This window comes from Petrocella sp. FN5, assembly GCF_029210395.1.
GTDB lineage: Bacteria > Bacillota > Clostridia > Lachnospirales > Vallitaleaceae > Petrocella.
Map to the genome: position 1 here is coordinate 37,794 of NZ_JARGDP010000013.1, position 22,261 is coordinate 60,054.

The window sequence follows — 22,261 nt, forward strand, 5'->3', positions numbered from 1 at the left end:
ATAGATTATTGATTGAATAAACATTGTCAAAAAAAGAAAAATTTATGAAAGTTCTTGTTAGCGTTGAAAGATGTGATTATGAATGATAGAATATTCAAGTAATATATAATTTCTTGGCATAAGCGTAGTGGGTTTAGAAGTTTGGTTTTGATTTTATAGATAGGAAGGATGAAGGGGGAATGGCGTATTAAAAAACAGAGAAAAATAGTAATTCTATTTTTATTAGTAGGGTTAATGGTGATCTTGTCTGCATGTCAAAAAGAAAGTGAAAGCATTTTTTTGACAGAAGAAGAACAAGCTTGGTTGGAACAGCATGAAGGCAAGATCAGTATAGGGTATACGACGGATTATCCGCCGGTTGAGTTTTTGATTGCAAGTGATTATGTAGGTATCTCAGCAGATTATTTCAAACTATTGGAAGTAAAGCTAAATACAAAATTTGAAATGGTTGAATTTGATCAGTGGAGCGACTTGATTGAAGCGGCACGGTTAAAAGAAGTATCAGGTATAACAGCGGCTACTAAAACCCTTGAACGGAGCAAGTTTTTAGACTTTACAGTGCCTTATATTATGAACCCAAACGTGATTATCACGCGTAAAAATTTCTCAGAGAAGTTAACCTTTGAAAAACTTTCGAACTCAAGTATGGATGTGTTAGTCATCGAAGAATACTCTATTGTTGAAGACCTTGAAAAGAACCATCCCAAGCTTGAATTCCGTACGGTGGCAAATACGTCGGATGGTTTAAGGCTCGTAGCGTTTGGAGAAGCAGATGCATTTATTGTAGAGGTCATGAGCGCATATGCAGGTATTGAGCAAGATAAGATGACCAATCTCATGGTAAATACAGAAGTCCCTTATGACTCTAACTTATCCATTGCAACGAGAAACGATTGGCCCATGCTCAGTGCTATATTAAACAAAGGGCTCGCACAAATCACAGAAAATGAAAAACAAGATATCTTAAACAAATGGGTACCTATTCAAAGAAAAAGCATTGTTGAAAATCCATATTTTTGGATCATCCTTGGTACCATCTTAATTGGACTGAGTATAATCATCATAACAGTTGTAGTCTGGAATCGTCTACTAAAAAAGGCTGTACTTGAAAAAACAGAAGAACTTATTAGTAAAAACGAGCAGCTTTATAGAACGAAAAAACAGCTTTTAGAAGAAATAGAAGAACGAAAAAAATCAGAGGCCTGTATCAAATTCAAATCACAACATGATGAATTAACGGGTCTATACAACCGTGCGTTTTATAATGAGCAGTTAGAGCATTTTGAAAAGACCAAAAAATTACCATTTTCCATTATATTAGCGGACCTGAATGGTTTAAAAATAACAAATGATACGCTAGGGCATGAGATGGGGGATCGACTGCTTATTAAAATGGCTGAAGTCCTAAAAGCAAGTTGTGATGAGACTGACATCGTTGCCCGAATAGGTGGGGATGAATTTGTTATCTTAATGCCAGATCGTACAGATCAGATGGCTCAAGCGGTTTGTAAAAAGATAAAAAGCGCTTGTGAAGAAGCAAAGATGGACCCAATAAAGCTTTCTGTGGCACTTGGACATTCTGAAAGAGTCAGCTTAGATATGAGCTTACAATCAGTTTTTAAAAAAGCAGAAGATCAAATGTATGAAAACAAGATGAATGAAAGTGAAAGTACTTATAGAGGTATCCTAGAATCCCTAAAGGCAAAGTTAAAAGCCACTACTGAAGAAACCTCAGAGTGACTTTCCTAATATACGCGAACACATAACGAACTAACGATGATCGATAAGATATTGATCAAAGGCATCTAAATCAATGGGTCGACTGAAGTAATAGCCTTGTGCGATTGTACCGGCTGTTTGATTTAATAAGTCGACTTGTTCTCGTTGTTCAACACCTTCGACAACAATACTAATATCCATGACTTCAGCCAACTGAGATATAATTTTGTAGATTTCATAGGATTTCTTCTGAAGATGTATGTTATCTATAAATGTTTTATCAATCTTAAGGATATCGAAGGTTAATTTATCAAGGTAAGCCAGTGAAGAATAGCCTTTGCCAAAATCATCAAGGGCTATTTTTACCTGAAGTGCTTGAAGGTTTTGGAATATTTCGTTTGCCCGCTCAAGATTCTCAAAGCCCATATCTTCTGTAATTTCGATGGTTAACCATGTAGGATTAATCCCTGAAGTTTCTAAAATATGTTTAAGAGCCGGTAGCATGGCTTTGTCAGTGAAGGTTGTAGAAGTCATGTTGACAGATATTTCTAGGTGAGGGTAGAGAGACTGCCATCTTTTAATCTCAGTGCAGGCGCGTTTCACCATGAAGAAGTCAAGTTCTTTCATTAAACCATTTCTTTCAGCTACCAGTAGAAAATCATTGGGGAATACAAGACCTTTTGTGGGGTGTTGCCATCTCACTAAGACCTCACCACCGATTACCTTTTCTTGTGGAAGAATGAGCTGAGGTTGAACATATAACAAGAATTCTTCATTCTGTAAACCTCTTTTTATGTCTTCTACTAACTCCCTTTCTCGGATATAAGCGTTGTAGATGTCAAATTCAAAAACTAAAAACTGATCAATACCTAAGAAGTTGTGGATGTAATCCATCGTATGTTCGGCGTATTTGTAGAGCTCTTCAAAGCTATTGCCATGATCTGGGAACTTTGTAATGGCAATACTTGCAGTGAACTGTTGCAAGACGACTTTTGAATCACAATAAGCCTCAGTGATAGTTTTGATTTGATGGATGCGTTCTTCCACGCTAATAGAGGCATTATCATAAGCAATCAAAACAAAGGATGCTCCTGAAATACGACCGAGTATTAATTGTTCGTCAAGAATCGCTAAGAGTTCTTGAGCATATTCAAGGATAATCTGGTCCCCCATTTGTTGTCCTAACCGATCATTGATATCTTTAAAGTTGTCTATATTGATATAATATATTTGGCCATGATAGCCTTTAGCAATAAGACTGTCCGTTTTGGAAGTCAGACCATATTTATTAGGTAAATAGGTCAGCTGATCATTGGCAAAAAGAAAAGTAAGTCTTTCATTTTCAGATTTATTGATGAGATAACGAATATAGTAGCCTCCAAAAAAGATGAGATTAAGAACAACAAATACACTAAAGAGAATCAGACCATAATAATTCTTCTGTGCCTTCTTTGGAATAGAATTTAGACTAATCCTATTGATATGATCAATATCGGTAACCAGAATGGTCTTATTGATGATGGATATTAGAAGAGGTGACGCATTTGAGATATATAGATGCCTAGTTGCCATCTCATCAAGGGTATACATCGCCGATAAGGCTTCTTCACCTTCTGTGAGCCTATAATAGTCAAGGACATGCTTTGGAAGAAGGATGTAATCAACATTTTTACTAAATAAACGTTGAATTAAATCATCGTAATTCGCTTCATATAGTATATGACCTTCATTTAGTGTCTTAATAAGTTCAACATCCAAATCATTATCAAACAGGAGTCCGACGGTATGAGCTCTTAGGCCATATAAGTCATCGATATTTGGACTACCTGGTAAGCCGGTAACAACATAAGGTGTCTCCAGATACGCAAGTGAAGGATAAAAATCTTCCAAGTCAGCATGCTTGAAAGTTAACATTGTAACATCATGAACCGAATAATCCGTGGTAAGCGTGTCTTTTTTGCCAAGAATGAGATTAAGCCTAAGACCTGAAATACGCTCAATCTCTTTTATAATGCCAACGGTTGATCCATACAGTTTATCATCATTTTGAATCGTATAAGGTTTATCAGGGGTAATACCAATGGAGATGGAAGAATTATTGGATATAAAGTCACGTTCATCTTTGTCTAATATAGCTTTAAAGAGCGCGTTTCTTGTCGTGTAATAATCATGACTTAGAATGGATTCAAGATCACCCATTCGTTCCATATATAGAATCGCTTTTTGTAAAATACCATGAAGCAGAGTATCTTGACTGGGCATGGCTATAAAAACTTCATCTAAAGGTTGCTTTAAGATGAAGTTATTAACAGCATGTATCTGACCATCTAGCAACAGTATGGGGAGGTCAGATTGAAGAAAAAAACCATCAATTAGACCATCATTTAAGGCAATATTAAGATTTTCTAGGTCATCATATATTTTTATCTCGTTATTATTGGCTTCTAAGTCGTATGAAAAAACATAAGCGTCAGAGGAAAGAAGGCCAATGCTCTTATTAGAGAGTTCATCTAAATGATTAAAAGACTTGACTTTGGCGTAGTAAGAAAAACTTTGTTTTGATAAAACAAGTAAGGTTTGGTCGATGAAGTAGTTGGTTGAAGGACGACCAGATATAACGAAATCTGCATCGGTTTTTGAATGAACCAAATGAAGGTCTGTAAGATTAGATATCGATTGAATGAATTTTTGATCATCAAAATTCGTGAGATCATCTGTATAAAAGTTAAGAACATCCTCATTATTGTCTTTAATCCATTGAACCTCGGCATCATTTAGATCTAACACAACTGGTTGATTAAGTAAGGTTATTAATAAATAGAGGATGATAGCAATGGCGCCTGTGATGCCAAGAAAGTATTTTTGTTTTGAATTCATCCATGTTCCTCCTATTTAAAAATTAAGTGGATAAAGGATCAAAAAGTCATGACACCCAAACCATTGTAATTGTAACATACAAAATAAGACTAATAAAGTATGGATACATTGAAGCGAAAAAGGATAAAGCACAGTTGCTTTATCCTTTTTACTGTAGCTATAAGAGGGTTGTCCTACTCTTTCTTAGAAGTTGGGTTTGGAGCGTTTGAAGGCTTATCACTTTCAGAAGTTGGCTTTGAAGATGCATCACCATCAGGTTTTGAGACTTCAGCTTTGTCGTTTGCTTGACTTGGTAAGGAAGAAGATGGCTTATCAGCTTCAGATGCTGAATTTGAAGATTCAGGCTTATCAGGTATTGAGTCTTGAGCTTTATCATTTATTTGATTCGGTAAAGAAGGCTTATCAATTTCGGGTGGTGAGCTTGACGATTCAGGATCGTTAGGTATTGAATCTTGAGCATTTTCATTTGCCTGACTTGGTACAGAAGGTTTATCATTTTCAGATGTAGATTGAGGTTCGTTTGTCTTTGAGCTTACTTCTTCATTATTTTCTTGCTTTGGTATAGCTTTGTCAGTGGCATTTACTGAAGGCTCATTATCTAGTGTAGGTGGCTTATTCTCATTGTTGTTACTACTTTCTGTATTATTAACCTTATCACTCGGAGCTGGAATATCTTCTGACTCGGATTTCTTATTGGTATTTTCTTGAGCTGTATTAGAGACTTGAGGCGGCAAACTTTTGATGCTATGGATTTCTTGAAGGAACATCGGATCATGGTTTGAGCTTGCATTCATACTAACTTGTAAGCCGGAATCGAAGGCCATTGAGTGCTTTGCCAACGCAAGGATATCATTTGTTGATGGTCTTGATGTTGCTATAAGTGGTTTGGTAAGGGTTAGGACATCATAAGTGGAAGACTCATCTTCGAGGACGATTTTAATCGGGTTTTCATCGTTCATGTCTTCACTTGAGACTGCGGCAGCAACAAGGGTCTCGACGGTACTAAGATTAAGATCCTTATGGTCTTTTACATTGAGACCTAATGCTTCTCGACCTAAAGAGTGTTTAGGCTTTGAATCTTGAGCACGATCCATACCTTCTATGTAGACGAATTGGTATTTTGCCTTATTTATAGTCATATACGTTTCTATATGTTCTTCAATTGTAGGATCCTCAGTAGAATCAAGCTTAGCATCACTGGATTTTAGTACAGCAGAAGAGATTAGAATCATGTCACGGTCAACCAAATACCCTTTGTCTTGTGCGCTAAGGATAACTTCTGACAAGGCAGAATCTAAGTCTTGATTAAGCAAAGACTTACTTAGGATTTTTTGACCGTCTTTATTAAAGGACTTGTAACCGACAACAATACCGGATTGGTCCAAGCTAAGCTCGATGCTTGGGTTGATATCAACCGATACCACTGCATAGATTTCACGAGATCCGTTTTGACCAAAGGCCACAATGCTTGTAAGTATTAAGACAAGGATAAGGGCAAGCATAGAACTGGCTTTTTTATAATTAAACAAAAGGAAACCACGATAGCGATCTCTTTTATTGAACTCAATGCGTTGGCCGACTTTAACATTAATCCTAGGCTTGATTTTATCAATTGTCATTTGATCGGTCATAACAATCATGAAATTGTCTTCAATTCTTGTGATTAACCCTCGCGTCATGATAGTACCTACTCTCTATATAGGCATATTTACCTACAATACAATCCTATTGAACTACTTAATTTTATTATATCACGTTTTCATAACAAACATATGAATAGAGTGTGAACAAAAGTCCACTTTCTTTACACATTTTTTTATAATCCTATTTTTCCCAGAAATGTCAGAAATCCCCTTGAAATCAATTGGAATTAAAGGTAATATGTGATTAGGGAAATGTATAAGCGTCATAGAAAGACGTATTTAATATGGGGGGTTCAAAAAAATGAATCCAATAATAATGACAATTACATATAGAGCAGTCTAATCATAGTAATAACATCTCAGAAAAGAGAATGGTATTACTGTTTTGTGTGTTCGGATAAATATGGTATAGCAGGAGGATAAATCATGGTTTTAATCAGTGCATGTCTTGCAGGTATTAACTGTAAATATAACGGTGAAAGCAATACTGATCCAGTTATAACAGAACTTCTACAAACAGGTAAAGCCTTACCGGTCTGTCCGGAAGTACTAGGCGGATTGGAAATACCACGACCGGCTTGTGAGCAAGTCAACAAACCGGATGGAACGCACCGTATTATGACCACAGATGGCATAGATGTTACCGAAGCATTTGAACACGGCGCTCATAGAACCTTGGCCATCTGTAAAGCAGCAGGTATAACCGAAGCCATCTTACAAGAGCGCAGTCCATCCTGTGGCAAAGCTCAGATCTACGATGGTACTTTTAATGGAACGTTGATTCCTGGTAACGGAAGAGCGGTCCAGTTGTTGCTGGACCATGGCATAAAGGTCTATACAAAAGATGAATGGATAAATAAGGTGGGAAATGAGTAAGTATGAAAAAAACAAATGCTATGCGATTATTAGATCGTGATAAGATTCCATACACAGCTTATGAATACGAAGTCATAGATGGCAAAACGGATGGGTTAACGGTCGCCATGTCAATTAATCAAGAACCTGAGCGTGTCTATAAGACACTGGTAACCATAGGCGCCAGTCGGACCTATTATGTATATGTCATCCCGGTAGCCAAAGAACTAGACCTGAAAAAAGCAGCCAAAGCTGCGGGTGAGAAAAAGATAGACATGATACCAATGAAGGACCTTCTTCCGACCACAGGCTATATCCATGGTGGATGTTCTCCGGTAGGCATGAAGAAACAATTCAAGACTTTTATAGATGAAAACTGTAAGAATCACAAGACAATCCTTGTAAGTGGCGGTGTACGTGGGATTCAGCTTGAATTGAATGTGGAGGCACTGGTAGGGGTTACTGGTGCAGAGATTGTGGAAGTTGTGTAGTAAAAATGACTTATCTGTTTTAAAAGAGAGTAATGATAATCATTACTTGATGTACTCATATTCAAAAAATGATTTTATACAAGGGATATATTATGAAGAACGTTTTATTTTTTGACCTTGAAGTCACCATTAAGTCTCATGAAATAAAAGACTTTGGAGCCATACTGTCAAATGGTGAAAAACTTCATACCACATCTAAGGAAGCTTTTTTTAGATTTGTAAAAAAAGCGGATTATTTGTGTGGTCATAATATAATAAATCATGATCTGAAGTTCCTTAAGGTAATAGACTCAACGAGTATGGATAAGGTTATTATAGATACACTATATCTGTCGCCACTATTATTTCCATGCAAGCCTTATCATCACCTAGTCAAAGATGATAAGTTGCATTCAGAACAAATGAATAACCCTTTGAATGATTCGATTCAAGCCCAAAATCTATTATTTGATGAGATTACAGCTTATAACCGCTTGGATGATAATATGAAGAGAATACTAGTAGCGCTATTATCCTCAACCTATGAGTTTAAGGGTTTTTTTGAGTATTTAGGAATAAGTACATATAAAGTTAGTGATAGTCGGACGGTTTTTAAACTAATAAAAGAAAACTTTGACAAAGAGATTTGTGATAATGCAGAAATATTGAATCTTATAATAAACAATCCAATCGAATTGGCCTATTGCTTGTCGTTAATTAATGTTGACGATGAGGCTTCGATTACGCCGCCATGGGTTATGAAGTTATACCCTGAAGTTGATCGAATTATGTACATCTTAAGAGGTAATCCATGTATTGAAGGTTGTCCTTATTGCAATAGTAAACTAGACGCTATTGTTGGACTCAAAGATTTTTTTGGTTATGACTCTTATCGGTCATATGATGGCATTCCATTGCAGGAAAAAGCGGTGACATCAGCGATACAAAATAAATCACTACTTGCAGTATTCCCTACAGGCGGCGGTAAATCAATTACCTTTCAAGTGCCAGCATTAATGGCAGGTCGAGCTACAAAAGGCTTGACGGTTGTTATATCACCACTCCAATCATTGATGAAAGACCAAGTGGATAATCTGGAAGCTTCAGGAATAACGGACTCTGTAGCCATTAATGGTTTGCTTGATCCCATAGAAAGATCAAAGGCATTTGAGCGGGTAGAAGATGGCAGTGCAAAGATTTTATATATTTCCCCTGAGTCATTAAGATCAAGAAGTATTGAAAGAGTCTTGCTGGGCCGAAGAATAGTTCGCTTTGTCATTGATGAGGCACATTGTTTTTCATCATGGGGTCAGGATTTTAGAGTAGATTATCTGTATATTGGTGAGTTCATAAAAACTTTGTGTAAAAAGAAAAATCTTAGTGAGATGATACCAGTGTCTTGCTTTACGGCTACGGCTAAACAAAATGTTGTTGCTGATATAAAAAATTATTTCATGGAAAAGCTTGAGTTAGACCTTGAGATTTTTTCGGCCAGTGCAGCTAGAAGTAACCTTCACTATAAAGTAATACCTTGTACGGAGAGTGCCAAATATGACAAAGTGCGGAATCTAATAGACTCAAAAAAATGTCCAACAATTGTCTATGTGTCTAGAACAAGGTTGGCAACTGAACTAGCTGAAAGGCTTGTAAGTGATGGTTACAGTGCAAAATCTTATCATGGAAAAATGGAAAAACAGGTCAAGAGTGCCAATCAAGAGGAATTTATTAAAGGCGATGTAGATGTTATGGTGGCTACTTCAGCTTTTGGCATGGGTGTTGATAAAAAGGATGTTGGTTTAGTCATCCATTACCAAATATCCGACTCCTTAGAGAACTATGTACAAGAAGCAGGTAGAGCAGGACGTGATGAATCCATTGAAGCAGACTGCTATGTATTGTATGATGACGAGGATCTGAACAGCCATTTCACACTACTGAATCAAACAAAACTTAACATATCTGAAGTGAGTCAAATATGGAAGGCAGTCAAAGAGATTACTAGGTTCAGAACAACCGTCTCTAACTCAGCCTTAGAAATTGCAAGAAAAGCTGGGTGGGATGATAATGTTCATGATGTTGAAACAAGAGTGAAAACGGCCATAGCAACCCTGGAACAAGCTGGCTATGTAAAGCGTGGTCAGAATATGCCACGGGTATTTGCAGATAGTATATTAGCAAATAGTGTAATGGACGCAACAGAGCGGATTCGTAGTTCTAAGAAGATTAATGGAAAAGATGAAGAAAATGCAATAAGAGTCATTAGCTCATTAATCTCAGCTAGAAGTCGGAAGAAGATGTCCGATGAAGTACCAGAAACTCGGATTGACTATATATCAGATCATCTTGGTTTATCTAAAGAAGATGTCATAAAGACAGTTGAACAACTCATAGAAGAAAATATCTTGTCAGATACAAAAGATCTAAGCGCCTATGTCAACGAAGATATGACCCAAGTCAAAGCCTTTAATATGTTCAAAGGGCATAAGGAACTTGAAGAATTTCTTTTGGAGAACATGTCGGAGATCAACAAAGTCATCAATATAAAAGAGCTGAATGAAGCGGCTGAAACAGAAGGTGTGAAGAAGGTAACAACGGATAAGGTTATTACAATTCTTAATTTTTGGACGATTCAACATTGGATCGATAAAGAGACTTCTCGAAGTTCCAAAAATCATTTTAGAATTACATTTAAGTATGATAAAGATGAACTAAAGAAAAAGTTTATTAAGCGTATTGATGTTGCAGACTTTATACTCAGGTACTTATATGAAAAAAGTGAAGATGATGAGGATTCAAAAGTTGTTGAATTTTCAGTGTTAGAATTGAAAAATGCTTATGAATATGAGAATCAACTTCTCTCCATGACGTCATCTATGGAAGAAATCGAAAACACCTTATTCTATTTGTCTCGAATAGGAGCGCTTAAAATAGAGGGCGGTTTTATGGTTATGTATAATGGCTTAAGTATTGAGCGATTAGAACTGGACAATCGAATCCAATATAAAAATGAAGACTATAAAAATCTCAGTAATTTCTATGAGCAAAAAGTACATCAAATTCATATCGTGGGTGAGTACGCTAAAAAAATGCTTCAGAATTATGGCGCTGCCTTACAGTTTGTAGATGATTATTTTCAGTTGAATTATCAAATTTTTCTAGGGAAATATTTTAAAGCTACAAAAGGCGAAGAGATTGGGCGGAATATCACTCCAGAAAAATTCAAGCAACTATTTGCAGACTTGTCACCAACCCAATTAAGTATCATTAATGATAAAGTAACCAAGTATATTGTGGTAGCTGCGGGACCTGGAAGTGGTAAGACACGAATTCTCGTTCATAAGCTTGCAGCATTGTTATTAATGGAAGACGTCAAACATGAGCAACTGTTGATGGTTACCTTCTCAAGGGCTGCTGCAACTGAATTTAAGAAAAGACTAAAAAAATTAATTGGACCAGCTGCCAACTACGTTGATATAAAAACTTTTCATTCTTTTTGTTTTGATCTCTTAGGAAGAGTTGGGGATATTGAAAAATCAGAAAACATCGTCATGGAAACAGCAAAGTTAATCAGAGATGGGGAAGTTGAGTTATCTAGAATTACCAAAACTGTAATGGTAATTGATGAAGCTCAAGATATGGATATTCATGAGTTCAACCTCTTAAGAGCCATGACCCTTCGTAATGATAATATGCGGGTTATTGCTGTAGGGGACGATGATCAGAATGTATTTGCATTTAGAGGATCCAGCTCAGAATATATGAGGATGATTCTAAAGAATAAAGAATCAAAAATGTATGAACTTGTGGAGAATTACCGCAGCAAGGCTAATTTAGTGGAGTTTTCCAATAGGTATGTTGCGGGTATAACAGATAGGATGAAATCAATGCCAATTGTACCTGTACAAAAAGAACCTGGTGTCATCCAGTTAATAAAATATCATCATGATAACCTCATCGATGGAATATCAAAAAAAGTATCGGAAGAAGGTGCCGAAGGATCTATATGTATTCTTACAATGACTAATGATGAAGCACTTCAAATGACAGGTATTTTATTAGACAAGGGGTTTAAAGCCAAGCTGATTCAGAGCAATGAACAATATAAGCTTATGCACCTTGATGAGGTCAGGTATTTTATTGATCAATTACAATTAGGCGAAGGCATACACACCATCGATAATGAGATCTGGAACAAAGCAAAATATTTGTTATCAAGAGAATACGCGCGAAGTGAGAAGCTAAGTGTCTGTTTGAAATTAATAAGAGACTTTGAAACGACTTCAGGAAAACAAAAGTATATATCAGATTTTAAGATATATTTGAGGGAATCCAAGTTGGAAGATTTCTTCGTTGAAGACCATGACGCCATACTGGTTTCCACAATGCATAAAGCAAAAGGTAGAGAATTTGATACGACAATCATTATGCTGAATAATTTCAAGGATAACAGCAGTGAAACAAAAAGACTCTTATATGTGGCGATGACTAGAGCCAGAAAGCATTTGGAAATTCATTATACAGGCGGAGACTTAGAAAGAAGCTTTATATCTATGGGGCTTAATTATACGAATAGCTTGTTTGAAAAAATAACCAATGGTCTTAGTAATAACAAAATATTGGGTTGTCAGTTGATAGAAGAGAAGAACGCGCATAAAACAAGGTCGAAATTAGTACTTCAACTAGGTTATTCAGATGTATTCTTGGATTTTTTTTATGGACCTAATATTAATGAAATGCTAAGTAAGTTACGAAGCGGTGATCCACTGACAGTTGATGATAGAGGTTGTAAAAATCAATTAGGTAGATACATCGTTAGATTCTCACAGAAATTCAAAAGTCAGCTAGATAAACATATAAGTAAAGGCTATAACTTAGAAAAAGCAACCGTACATTTAATCCTCCATTGGAAAAAAGAGGAAGAAGAAGCAAAAGAAACCAGAGTGGTGTTGCCGGAAGTGCATTTGGTGAGGGGGTAGTTGTTAATAGACGTTGTTGCATGCAACTAGATTTCGAAAAGGAGATAGGTATGAAGGATAATTTGTTGAATAAGTTGATTAGGTCAAAAGAAATTATTGATTTGCTCATTGAAGGTGAAAACCCTTTTGAAGAGTCAAAAGATGTCGGTTTTGATTTGATTAATGATATTAGATATATTCGATGGTTACATTTTATGTCCGACTATGTGACAGGTGAAATTCAGAACATAACTCAACGAAAAGGTAATAATGGGTTAAAAAATAGACTCGCATTTAAGATTAGTAAAGAAGAGTTTATGAGTATTAAATTTCCGGACTACGATATTGGTATTTCCCAATTCTGTAAAACTGTAAATGAAATGATTGATACAGATGTTATGGAGCCACTAAAAGCAGTTGATATTAATAGTTTTTTAGTGCAAAAAGGATATCTAAAAAAAGTAATGTACTCGGAGAATAAAATGAGAACTGAGCCAACTGAATTAGGTTATAATAATGGAATGCTACTTCTTGATGGATTTAGTTACGGTAAAAAATTTGTTAAAATAAGTTATGGTGATGAAGGCAAACACTTTTTATTAGTTAGTTTACAAAAAATGTTATCTTTGTAAAATCATGACCTTAAAATGTATAGTGATAATTCATATATTATAAATCATCGCTATTTTATATCTTTTTCAAGGATAAATTGTAAATAAATTATAAAAAATGATAGAAAATTGGCTGTATCGTAACTTATTTCAATATTAAACAAATAGAGGTATATTCAGGAGAAGAACATGAATTTACATGAGATTATCGAAGATGTTTTAAATAATTATATAACAGCAAAGAAAGAAACTTTTGCTAATAATAACATGGCCAAGAAATTAAGAAGTGATTTTCCTCAGATCATTTTTAATAGTTTGCATATTAGCAGAGATGAGTTTGTAGTAACTGGTAGTCCAGGACAAGGGAATTGGGCGACTGTTCCATGGGTCGGTATTTTCAACAAAATGATCACAACTAGCGCAACAAAGGGAGTGTACATTGTTTATCTCTTTGCAAGTGATTGTGAAACCGTATATTTAACACTTAACCAAGGTTGTACGGAATTGAAGAAAAGTCTAGGAAAAAAGAGTGCTGTTATTGAGATGCAAAAAAAAGCAGCCATGGTAATAGACTTAATTCAAGATAGAGGATTTGTGAAAGGGGACTCCATCGATTTAAAAGATAATCATGAGCTACCCTACTTGTATGAAAGAGGAACAATCTTTTATAAAGAATACAAGAAAAATAATTTGCCGAACAATGACGATCTTATATCTGATTTATTGAGTATGAAAGAGATTTACGATGAGTATATTGAAATACAAAAGAGCAAAAATGATAAACCAGAAGATGAAAAAGTTTCAATTAGTGAAAAAGAAGTCGATGATGATAAGGATGTGAGAATTGTGATGAATCATAGTGCTATCTTGGAAAATATACATGCTTTTATAGAAAATAACGGATTTTGCTATGAGCAAGAGATGATAAAAAATCTCTACTTATCATTGAAATCAAAGCCATTTGTAATTCTTGCAGGGATATCTGGCACAGGTAAATCAAAAATTGTTAAGATGTTTTCAGAAGCTATTGGAGCAACAACACATAATGGTCAATATAAGTTGATACCAGTTAGACCTGACTGGTCGGATTCAACGGATTTGCTAGGTCATTTGAATCTTGAAAATAAATTTATTCCTGGAGTTGTAACAGAATTTTTAGAAGAGGCTAATAAAATTGAAAATTTGGACAAACCCTATATTCTTTGCTTAGATGAAATGAATCTGGCTAGAGTTGAGTACTATTTTAGTGATTTTCTCTCGGTTTTAGAAACTCGAGGCATGAATTCAGAAGGCAGAATTGTCTCGGATAAATTATTGTCCAAGTCGTCATTTGGATATAAGGCGAGCGCTATGGAAAAGTATTGTGACCTTCATATTTCAGAAAATGTCTATATCGTTGGAACTGTTAATATGGATGAGACAACTTTTCCATTTAGTAAAAAAGTTCTAGACCGGGCCAATACAATTGAGTTTTCGGATATAGATTTGTCTTTAGGGACAGAGGAATTATCAACGCTAGAGCTAGCTGCAATTCAAGTCAACAATTCCTTCCTGAAAAGTGAATATTTAAAGTTTAGTGATTGTTATAGCGATAATTCAGATGAAATTGATAACCTTATTTTGCTTCTTGATAGAATAAATAATGCATTAAGAATAGTAAATGCACAAGTGGCCTATCGAGTTAGAGATGAAGTCAGCTATTATGTGTCTTATGCAAAAAAATATGATTTGATTTCGTTTGATGAAGCCCTTGACAATGCTTTGCTACAAAAGATTTTACCAAGAGTGCAGGGGAGTTCATTAGTTTTAAGAGGTGTTTTTCGAGAACTATTTAAGATTAGCGCCGGTGGTGATAATTTTGAAGATAATGAATTATTAGAGCAAATAGAAACATTTATGAAAAACTCATCAGGGAAACTACGATTCCCAAAAAGTGCTGCAAAAGTGGCATTTATGTTAAGGAGATTTGAAGAAGATGGATACACTTCTTACTGGCTCTAGTGTTAGTTTATCAAAGGAACAGGAATTGATTTGTATTGAAAATGCGACTTTGGCACTAACTATAAAAGGAAAAGCAAGTCATCCGAATTCAAATATTGAATCTTTGGAGACTATATCAGGTGTTAAAGCTATTTTAGCTGCTGATGATTTTAGTGTGTCAGTATTTCCAGAACATAAGGAAACTATTCATGGGAAAATTCTCGTTAAAAAGATAAAGCCATTATTCTATGAGCAAAGAAATTATGAGATATGTATCGAATATATTAAAGTGAATCCGAATGATAGGGTCATATTCTGGCATGAGAACATTAATATCAGAGAAAAAGTAACAACGACAGGAAAGTTGAATCAAGAGAAGATATCCATCTTATCAGGCGTTATCAACTTTGGTAATGAGATAGGATATAGTAGTCTTTCGGTTCGAGTCAATGACAAAGAGCAAATTAGATTAGAAATTGAAGTGTTTCCTGCAAAACTGGATTATCAAAAAGATTATCAAGCAATGTTGCATGATGTAACAGATGAAGTCTATAATTTGGCTTTTGACTTTATGAAAAAGACTTACCAAAAAATGAATTTAGTTGATAAACATAATAATAGTAATAGCGAATTCTTTAGTATTATAACGTTGATATATGATCATTTTTTACATGCCGTTGATATGATCATTGCGAATGCACATCATGAATTAGAAATCTACTCAGAGAAAGTGCCGGTTCACAAGGTGAAACGCATTGATCAAGCAACAATGAAATGGATGGCAAAACATCCAGAAAAAGCATATAGAACGACAGATGGAAAAGTCTATTTTGAATCGGTTCAAGCAACAAAAAAAAGAGCCACTTATGATACTTATGAAAACAGGTTTGTCAAATTTATCCTGTTGAGCATAAGTCGACGACTTGACAATATAAAAAGCACTTATTCAAAAGTTGTCGGCAATGGACGTAAAAAGGATGTTGAAATTATTAATCAACTTAACAAGATGATGAATCAAATATATCGAAGAACCGAGTTTTCTTTTTTTAGTCAGGTAGGGAACTTAAGTGACAATAGAAGTATGTCCTTAGTGTTTGCTATGACTCCAGGTTACAAGGAGATTTATAAGTACTTTTTGATGTTAAAAAAGGGATTATCTTTGCACGGAGAGTTATTTCATATGTCGATGAAGGAAACTGCTCTTCTTTATGAATACTGGTGTTTTATTAAATTGAATCAAATACTAAAAAGTGGAATAGGATTGTCTGGACAACAGAAATATCACCTAGTTAAGCAGGATGTTCTCAAAGTTGACCAGTCAGGATTAAGCGTTACCTTAAAAAAGGGTGCTCCATCGAAAGTTGAATATTTAAACCCTACTAATGGAGAAAAGATTGAATTATCTTATAATCCCAAAGTATCAAAACTGCCGACAATAACTCAAAAGCCCGATAATATTTTATCATTGTTAAAAAGAGAAAATGGACGCAAGTATGAATATGTTTTTGATGCAAAATATCGTGTCAATATGGCCGTAAAAGGCAGTGACTATGAAAGAGATTTTAGAACACCGGGACCTGAAGTAGATACAATAAATGCTATGCATAGATATCGGGATGCCATAGTATGCGGAAACGGAATGGATAAACCCTATGAGCGCCGTATGTATGGAGCGTATGTTCTTTTTCCTTATGATGATGAAACAAAATATAAAGATCACAAGTTTTATCAAAGCATTGAGACCATGAATATTGGGGGTCTTCCATTTTTACCGGGGACAACAACCCTTGTCGAAAAGTTTTTGGATGAATTAATTCTCGATTCTGCTGATTCGGCTTTTGAAAGGGCTACGCTACCTAGTGGTATTGAAGAAAAACTGGAACGTGTAAATCTTAAAGACAGAAATGTACTCGTGGGATTACTGAACGAAAAAGAACAGTTGGCTCAATGCTTAAAAAACAAGTTTTATCATATTCCGGCAAAATTAATTGCTGATGATAGCTTTCCGTTTGAGTATGTTGCAATTCATCAAACAAAAGAGCTCTTTGGTAAAGATGCAGGAATAATGCATTATGGAAAAATAAAAAAATATAGTAGGCGAAAACGATCTGATATTAAAGAAATCCCAGTTTCAAGAAGGAATAATGGCGATGAGTTGTATTATTATTTTGAAATTATTGAATGGATACAACTAGAACAGAAGATCGAAGTAGACCGCATGAGGCGAAGTTACTATACTAACATTCATTTGCTTGAGAATTGTAGCAATCGACCGGAATTATCTCTGACATCGATAGAGCAGTTGAGATTGTATAAAGAACTTAAGAGATTATCTGATTCGGTGATTATAAAGGATGACAATAATATTATCAATGGTTTTGAATTCAATGGAAGTTATATTTCCTTTGATGGAAATGAAATAACAGTATTATCCCAAAGTGGTAAAATTAACAAATATAAGGCCGCCTATTGGTCTAAGAGCATGAAGGCTACATTTGATGAAATAAAGGTTAATGTAGATTGTGAATAAAACTTACATAAATACGAATATTCTTTGACTAGTTGAAAATCCAAAAAGCATTTTATAGTAAGTTAGTATCCGTAGAACTCTAACAAAAAGGAGCCACCATGTCAATCAACTACTACAACACAAACGCTAAAAACTTCATAAACAACACCTTCAACCTATCCATGTCAGATCTAATGGATGAATTTCTAGCTTTCATTCCAGACAAAGGAATTATCCTAGATCTTGGCTGTGGTTCTGGTCGGGATTCTGTGGAGTTCCAGCGCCGTGGCTACGAAGTGGTCGCGGTGGATGGTTCACAGGCGATGATTGACCATGCAGCTAAGTTCCTTGGCAGTCATGCAGTGTGTTCGACTTTTGCTGACTATGAGACGGATATCAGGTTTCATGGCATATGGGCACTTGCTTCATTGCTTCATGTGCTAGAGGAAGATATGGCTCAGGTGATTCGAAAATACCTTGGTCTATTGGTAGATGAAGGTATTTTCTTAATGTCTTTTAAGAACCGTGATATGAATTATGAAAAGGATGGACGCATATTCACATGCTATACTAAGGATAAGTTAGCAAGTCTATTATCTGAAGTTGGGTCCTTAGATGTGATTAAGTTTTTTGAAACTGTGGATAGACGTGAGGACCGACATGACGAGAAGTGGATAAGTGTAATCATTAAGAAATCAGCAAGAGATATGACCAAGGAATAGATGAGTTTTAGAATGCGTGATGGAAGTGGGGTGGCAGAATGCAACTGGATATGAATCGACAGGAAGCCATATGGCTTGAGAGAATGTTGGAGAGATCTAATATGGTAACCAGTTATAAAGCCTATTGGATGATAGGTGTGCTGGAAGAGATTATTGAAGGCCATGATGTGATAGATTTTGATAAAGTGGTTTCACGAATGATTACCAATGCATGGTATCCAATCATTCAGTATAAGTTGAACTTCGGTTTTCAAGACCAACTCGGTAAGGTAATCCATTATATCAATGATACTTATCATTATGGCGCAGAGATCAAAAAAACCAATTTGTTGAATCTATTATGCTTTTCATCAGAGTTGTTAGGCGACACTACCTTACAAAACATGAAGAAGGCATTTTATAACATGGTCCCTTATAGATTGCTATCTCCTTTTTTTAGAGAAAAAACAAAAGGTCTAAAAGATCAGAAGAAGAATCGACTTATCACACAGCTATCTCAAGATAGTCAGGATTGTTTTTATAAAATTGATGAGCCAAATAAAATGATTATCGTCAACCCTCACTGGACGGATTACATTAATGAGAATCAAGCAGTGATCAAAGGCTGGCTTCAGAATAAGTTAATCATATACCTTCAAGTCAAAAACCCAAGTGTGCCAAGCATCCCATTTAAGCTTGAACCTCCAAGTAGTCGGAATCTTACCAAAGCGACGAATTACTGGAAAAGATTCAATATGGTTGAACCTATTAAAGACATCTATACAGGCAAGCCATTAACTTCAGAATACTATGAAGAACTAGGTGCCTTTAGTATCGATCATTTTATTCCATGGAGCTTCGTCTTACATGATGAATTATGGAATCTAATGCCAACCTTCAAGCACATCAATAGTTCAAAGAGTGATAAACTTCCATTATTGGACAAGTATTTAATGGAATTTTGTGACCTTCAATATAGAGCCATTAACTACATGAAGCAGTCCACTTCCAATCAAAAAATACTTGAAGATTACTTAACCATTGGTGGTAGTGACACAACGGCCTCTATCATAAAAAAAGGCAGTTATGTCGATCAAGTAATCTTTACAGAATCCATTAAATCAGCTCTAATGCCAATCTATCAGATTGCTTATAACCAAGGGTTTGAGGTATGGGAACATGGATCTTTATATTAACTACTGATTTTCTTAAAGGTAGTGGCGTTATAATGGGTGCATTAATCATTATTTCACTTTTGAAAAAATAAAGCAGGTTATTATAAAAGAAGATATTGTATCAACAGAGGATTTAGCCCCAGAAGGTTTAATGTTTTGTGAAGCAATCCACAGGAGGCATAAAATGACTAACAAATCGATAGAAGCTACGCAAACTAAGAATCATCAAAATATGAGCCTAACCCCAAAGAAATCAGATATCATATATATAAGAAGAGCTCATTATCATGAAACAGATCAAATGGGCATTGTACATCACTCGAATTTCATTAAATGGTTTGAAGAAGCAAGGATACATCTGATGAAGGCAATAGGAACTTCATACAAAATAATGGAAGAAGAAGGGGTTATAAGTCCAGTGGTTAGCATGTTCTGTGAGTACAAGACCATGGTTGGATTTGATGATGAAGTCTTCATTCATATCGAAATAATAGACTATAATAGTATAGCGTTCAAAGTGAAGTATAGAGTAACCAACGATGATGAATCAATTAGTTATGCAGTTGGTGAGAGCAAGCATTGTTTTTTGAGTAAAGAGATGAGAATCATCGCCCTTAAGAAGAGTCATCCGCATATTAATGAAATATTCATGGCCGAGTTTACTAAGAACTCTTAGTAAGAATTATATTATCGACTATCTGTTAAGGCAAAAAGGGGTTACATTTTTAGTCACAAGACAAAAGATGGCCATGCAAGCCCATTCATCTTCAGGGGCAAAGCCGACCATGTAAGCTATTCTGGTTCCAAGTCAGTCAGCTTCGTATGGGAGCTTGAAGCACCAATGCCTGCAAGATTCTGAAGAGAATCTTAACCTTGCCAACTAATTTCATGTTAACCGAAGGAGATCTTATGTCCATCCATGTTGTTGCTGCTATTATTAGAAATAAAGAAAATCAGATACTAATCGCTAGGCGTAGGGAAGGGAAATCTCTAGCTGGGTATTTTGAATTCCCAGGTGGAAAAGTAGATGAAGGAGAATCTCATGAAGTGGCTCTTATTAGGGAGATCTACGAAGAGTTGGGACTACATATTGAAGTGGGTACATTCGTTAAAAAATCTGAATACAACTATGAGTTCGGAACAATTCATTTGCATGGATATGATTGCTCGATTATAGGAGAGATACCGGACAAGATCGATTCAATTGACCATGACCAAGTGCTATGGGTTGAAACAGATGAATTAGTGAGATATAGATTTGCACCTGCTGATATACCGATTGTCGCGGTATTAGGTGGTTAATGGTGAAGAGTATTTGCTTACAAGCGAATGGTATGAGCGGAATAAATCATACTATAATTTTTGGTTGAATAGCTTAGGTTATAAGTAAAACATTACCATTTTCCATTGATTATTAAAAGATGTCTTATATAAGGAGATGCAGCAATATGAATGAACACGATGATTTAATTAAAGAATTGGAAAATATAGTGGAACAGGACTATGAAAAATTTTATGCCATCGTTTATCGTATTACTGAATCTCATCAAGACACAGAGGATGTTCTCCAAAACAGTTTCCTAAAAGCTTATAAAAATCTGAAGAACTTTAGAAAACAATCAAAATTATCGACCTGGTTTTATCGTATAGCTATTAATGAAAGTTATCGATATATGCAGTCATGGAATAAATTACCTGTTATTGCAATCGTTGAAGATTTGAATATAAATGAAACAACTTTCTTTGGGAATTTAGAATATGATGAAAATTTTGCAGATGTATTAATTGTAGAAGAAATGCGTGAAAAATGTATACGTGGCTTTTTGAAATGTGTTCCACAGAAGATGCGTGTTGTTTTTTTGCTTAAGACGTGCATTGATCTTAAAAACAAAGAAATTGCTGAAATTCTTGAAATCAAAGAAAATAATGTAAAAGTACTTCTCCATAGAGCCAGAAAACAACTTAAAGAGATGTTTGAATACCGCTGTAACTTAATTGATTCGAGTAAACCCTGTAAGTGTTATCTATGGATTAAATATATGAAGGATCATGATTATCCTATTCCTGAAGGACACAATCAATATAAGAACAACGAATTACTTACGATCCATTTTAAGAATATGTCCAAACTCAAAAAAATGCATTATTTATTTCAGGTGGAAAATACAATGGATAAAGATACTTTTATAGCAAAAATAAAAACTTTATCGGAAATTTTGTAACCTTAGGATTCTTCTATGTGTCTACGCATTGTAAACATTATTAGAATAGGAGGATTCAAATGAATTCAAGAATTGTAGCACCTTGTGGTATTGATTGTTTTAACTGTGAGTTGTATGAATCAAATGTGACAGAAGTTCTTAGAGAGCGGATATCTACAAATCTCAAGATCCCCAAAGAGTTAGTAACTTGTAAAGGGTGTCACGACGGTAACCAATGTCTGTTCCTTGATTTGCAGGGTAAAACCTGTGAGACGTTAGCCTGCGCCAATGATAAAGGTGTTGACTATTGTTTTGAATGTGATACTTTTCCTTGTAAACTTCTTATGCCATTAGCAAATGGCGCTGATCGTTTTCCCCAAAACATGAAAGTGTATAACTTATGTATAATGAAACGAATAGGCGTAGAAGCATGGGCAGATGAGGCTTTGGACATCCGCAAAATCTATTTTGGCAAAGAACTTGAAATCGGAAAAGGTGGTTGTTAATAGATGTGAAAGTAGGATAAGATGGAAAAACTAAGATTTGCTACAATTGGAACTAACTT

The 22,261-nt window shown here is 35.3% G+C and carries 15 protein-coding genes; 13 read left to right on the forward strand and 2 right to left on the reverse strand.

The genetic code is table 11. The features are described from left to right. Positions 1-168 precede the first annotated feature (168 nt). Positions 169-1,740, forward strand: coding sequence for a transporter substrate-binding domain-containing diguanylate cyclase (locus P0N36_RS05600; protein ID WP_275841856.1), 1,572 nt, complete (start codon positions 169-171; stop codon positions 1,738-1,740). Between the two features lie 30 nt (positions 1,741-1,770). Here the strand turns inward: P0N36_RS05600 and P0N36_RS05605 are convergent, their stop codons facing one another. Continuing rightward, positions 1,771-4,596, reverse strand: a complete 2,826-nt coding sequence (locus tag P0N36_RS05605; RefSeq protein WP_275841857.1) for an EAL domain-containing protein — start codon at positions 4,594-4,596, stop codon at positions 1,771-1,773. A gap of 173 nt (positions 4,597-4,769) precedes the next feature. Continuing rightward, positions 4,770-6,275: an anti-sigma factor domain-containing protein gene (locus P0N36_RS05610; protein WP_275841858.1), complete on the reverse strand. Its 1,506-nt coding sequence runs from the start codon at positions 6,273-6,275 to the stop codon at positions 4,770-4,772. A 390-nt stretch (positions 6,276-6,665) separates the two neighbouring features. On the opposite strand from P0N36_RS05610, the gene P0N36_RS05615 reads away from it, so the two are divergent. The 12 genes from P0N36_RS05615 (at position 6,666) to P0N36_RS05670 (ending at position 22,202) form a co-directional block, all read left to right on the forward strand. After that, positions 6,666-7,115, forward strand: a complete 450-nt coding sequence (locus P0N36_RS05615) for a DUF523 domain-containing protein (RefSeq protein WP_275841859.1) — start codon at positions 6,666-6,668, stop codon at positions 7,113-7,115. Between the two features lie 2 nt (positions 7,116-7,117). Beyond that, positions 7,118-7,585 carry a Cys-tRNA(Pro) deacylase gene (ybaK, locus tag P0N36_RS05620; RefSeq protein WP_275841860.1) on the forward strand — a complete coding sequence of 156 codons (468 nt, stop codon included), beginning with the start codon at positions 7,118-7,120 and terminating at the stop codon, positions 7,583-7,585. Positions 7,586-7,677: 92 nt separating this feature from the next. Further along, positions 7,678-12,540 carry a RecQ family ATP-dependent DNA helicase gene (locus tag P0N36_RS05625; RefSeq protein WP_275841861.1) on the forward strand — a complete coding sequence of 1,621 codons (4,863 nt, stop codon included), beginning with the start codon at positions 7,678-7,680 and terminating at the stop codon, positions 12,538-12,540. A gap of 50 nt (positions 12,541-12,590) precedes the next feature. Continuing rightward, on the forward strand, positions 12,591-13,151 hold the full coding sequence (locus tag P0N36_RS05630; RefSeq protein WP_275841862.1) for a hypothetical protein: 561 nt from the start codon (positions 12,591-12,593) through the stop codon (positions 13,149-13,151). A gap of 168 nt (positions 13,152-13,319) precedes the next feature. After that, positions 13,320-15,131 (forward strand): MrcB family domain-containing protein, encoded by a 1,812-nt coding sequence (locus P0N36_RS05635; protein ID WP_275841863.1) that lies wholly within the window; start codon positions 13,320-13,322, stop codon positions 15,129-15,131. Then, on the forward strand, positions 15,106-17,640 hold the full coding sequence (locus tag P0N36_RS05640) for a restriction endonuclease-like protein (protein ID WP_275841864.1): 2,535 nt from the start codon (positions 15,106-15,108) through the stop codon (positions 17,638-17,640). Before P0N36_RS05635 ends, P0N36_RS05640 begins: the two co-directional genes overlap by 26 nt. Before the next feature lie 98 nt (positions 17,641-17,738). Next, complete coding sequence (locus P0N36_RS05645) at positions 17,739-18,341, forward strand: class I SAM-dependent methyltransferase (protein WP_275841865.1); 603 nt, start codon at positions 17,739-17,741, stop codon at positions 18,339-18,341. Between the two features lie 38 nt (positions 18,342-18,379). Then, positions 18,380-19,516 (forward strand): HNH endonuclease domain-containing protein, encoded by a 1,137-nt coding sequence (locus P0N36_RS05650; protein WP_275841866.1) that lies wholly within the window; start codon positions 18,380-18,382, stop codon positions 19,514-19,516. A 163-nt stretch (positions 19,517-19,679) separates the two neighbouring features. Beyond that, entirely contained in the window at positions 19,680-20,171 is a 492-nt protein-coding gene (locus P0N36_RS05655; protein ID WP_275841867.1) for an acyl-CoA thioesterase, read from the forward strand. A 233-nt stretch (positions 20,172-20,404) separates the two neighbouring features. Next, positions 20,405-20,797, forward strand: coding sequence for a (deoxy)nucleoside triphosphate pyrophosphohydrolase (locus tag P0N36_RS05660; RefSeq protein WP_275841868.1), 393 nt, complete (start codon positions 20,405-20,407; stop codon positions 20,795-20,797). Between the two features lie 146 nt (positions 20,798-20,943). Continuing rightward, positions 20,944-21,717: an RNA polymerase sigma factor gene (locus P0N36_RS05665; RefSeq protein WP_275841869.1), complete on the forward strand. Its 774-nt coding sequence runs from the start codon at positions 20,944-20,946 to the stop codon at positions 21,715-21,717. Between the two features lie 59 nt (positions 21,718-21,776). Then, complete coding sequence (locus P0N36_RS05670; RefSeq protein WP_275841870.1) at positions 21,777-22,202, forward strand: DUF3795 domain-containing protein; 426 nt, start codon at positions 21,777-21,779, stop codon at positions 22,200-22,202. Positions 22,203-22,261 lie beyond the last annotated feature (59 nt).